Below are 1,725 nucleotides of genomic sequence, written 5' to 3' on the forward strand. Positions count from 1 at the left end.
ACAATCTGTGTGAGCACTACAAAGGCAGGTTCTTTAAGGTAAGGAGGTGATCCAACCGCAGGTTCCCCTACGGTTACCTTGTTACGACTTCACCCCAGTCATGAATCACAAAGTGGTAAGCGCCCTCCCGAAGGTTAAGCTACCTACTTCTTTTGCAACCCACTCCCATGGTGTGACGGGCGGTGTGTACAAGGCCCGGGAACGTATTCACCGTAGCATTCTGATCTACGATTACTAGCGATTCCGACTTCATGGAGTCGAGTTGCAGACTCCAATCCGGACTACGACATACTTTATGAGGTCCGCTTGCTCTCGCGAGGTCGCTTCTCTTTGTATATGCCATTGTAGCACGTGTGTAGCCCTGGTCGTAAGGGCCATGATGACTTGACGTCATCCCCACCTTCCTCCAGTTTATCACTGGCAGTCTCCTTTGAGTTCCCGGCCGGACCGCTGGCAACAAAGGATAAGGGTTGCGCTCGTTGCGGGACTTAACCCAACATTTCACAACACGAGCTGACGACAGCCATGCAGCACCTGTCTCACAGTTCCCGAAGGCACCAAGCCATCTCTGGCAAGTTCTGTGGATGTCAAGACCAGGTAAGGTTCTTCGCGTTGCATCGAATTAAACCACATGCTCCACCGCTTGTGCGGGCCCCCGTCAATTCATTTGAGTTTTAACCTTGCGGCCGTACTCCCCAGGCGGTCGATTTAACGCGTTAGCTCCGGAAGCCACGCCTCAAGGGCACAACCTCCAAATCGACATCGTTTACGGCGTGGACTACCAGGGTATCTAATCCTGTTTGCTCCCCACGCTTTCGCACCTGAGCGTCAGTCTTTGTCCAGGGGGCCGCCTTCGCCACCGGTATTCCTCCAGATCTCTACGCATTTCACCGCTACACCTGGAATTCTACCCCCCTCTACAAGACTCTAGCCTGCCAGTTTCGAATGCAGTTCCCAGGTTGAGCCCGGGGATTTCACATCCGACTTGACAGACCGCCTGCGTGCGCTTTACGCCCAGTAATTCCGATTAACGCTTGCACCCTCCGTATTACCGCGGCTGCTGGCACGGAGTTAGCCGGTGCTTCTTCTGCGGGTAACGTCAATCGACAAGGTTATTAACCTTATCGCCTTCCTCCCCGCTGAAAGTGCTTTACAACCCGAAGGCCTTCTTCACACACGCGGCATGGCTGCATCAGGCTTGCGCCCATTGTGCAATATTCCCCACTGCTGCCTCCCGTAGGAGTCTGGACCGTGTCTCAGTTCCAGTGTGGCTGGTCATCCTCTCAGACCAGCTAGGGATCGTCGCCTAGGTGAGCCGTTACCCCACCTACTAGCTAATCCCATCTGGGCACATCTGATGGCATGAGGCCCGAAGGTCCCCCACTTTGGTCTTGCGACATTATGCGGTATTAGCTACCGTTTCCAGTAGTTATCCCCCTCCATCAGGCAGTTTCCCAGACATTACTCACCCGTCCGCCGCTCGTCACCCGAGAGCAAGCTCTCTGTGCTACCGCTCGACTTGCATGTGTTAGGCCTGCCGCCAGCGTTCAATCTGAGCCATGATCAAACTCTTCAATTTAAGTTTGATGCTCAAAGAATTAAACTTCGTAATGAATTACGTGTTCACTCTTGAGACTTGGTATTCATTTTTCGTCCGAGGACGTTAAGAATCCATGTCACTTTGAGTGCCCACACAGATTGTCTGATAAATTGTTAAAGAGCAGT

General features: G+C 52.9%; 1 rRNA gene. It reads right to left on the reverse strand.

Going from position 1 to position 1,725, the window contains the following annotated elements:
- Positions 1-39: 39 nt before the first annotated feature.
- Positions 40-1,579 (reverse strand): 16S ribosomal RNA (locus L2I46_RS28995).
- Positions 1,580-1,725: the final 146 nt, after the last annotated feature.

The sequence above is a fragment of the Klebsiella sp. 2019SCSN059 genome (assembly GCF_021739525.1).
In the GTDB taxonomy this organism is placed as follows: domain Bacteria; phylum Pseudomonadota; class Gammaproteobacteria; order Enterobacterales; family Enterobacteriaceae; genus Klebsiella; species Klebsiella quasipneumoniae.